Source organism: Streptomyces milbemycinicus (assembly GCF_002154605.1).
Lineage (GTDB): Bacteria > Actinomycetota > Actinomycetes > Streptomycetales > Streptomycetaceae > Streptomyces > Streptomyces milbemycinicus.
In genome coordinates, this window is sequence record NZ_MUNE01001211.1 from 1 (window position 1) to 527 (window position 527).

The 527-nt window shown below is 72.1% G+C and carries 1 pseudogene; it reads left to right on the plus strand.

Annotation, left to right across the window (positions count from 1 at the left end):
* A pseudogene (locus CCN51_RS52155) lies at window positions 1-527 on the plus strand (alpha-mannosidase); the annotation flags it as partial.

Here is a 527-nt window from a genome sequence, read left to right on the forward strand (position 1 = left end):
ACCCGCCCCATCGCCCCCGGCACCCCGTGGGGAACGCCGTGGGGGACCAGCTGGTTCAAGGTCACCGGGACGGTCCCCGCCGAGTGGGCGGGCCGCACCGTCGAGGCCATCCTTGACCTCGGATTCACCCCGCGCACCCCGGGCTTCCAGTGCGAGGGCCTCGTCCACGCCCCCGACGGCACCCCGGTCAAGGGACTCCACCCGCGCAACAACTACGTCGGCGTCGGCTCACCCGTGTCCGGCGGCGAGCGGATCCACTGGCGCATCGAAGCGGCCTCCAACCCGGACCTCGACGCGAGCGGCATCCCGTTCCAGCCGACGCCGATGGGCGACAAGGCCACTGCCGGTGACGCACCCCAGTACGTGCTCGGCGAGATGCGGCTGGCTGTCTTCGACGAGAGGGTCTGGAACCTGGTCATGGACCTGGAGGTGCTCGGCGAACTGATGGCGGAACTGCCCGTCGACGGGGCCCGCCGCTGGGAGATCCTGCGCGCGGTCGGCCGCGCCCTGGACGCCGTAGACCTCCA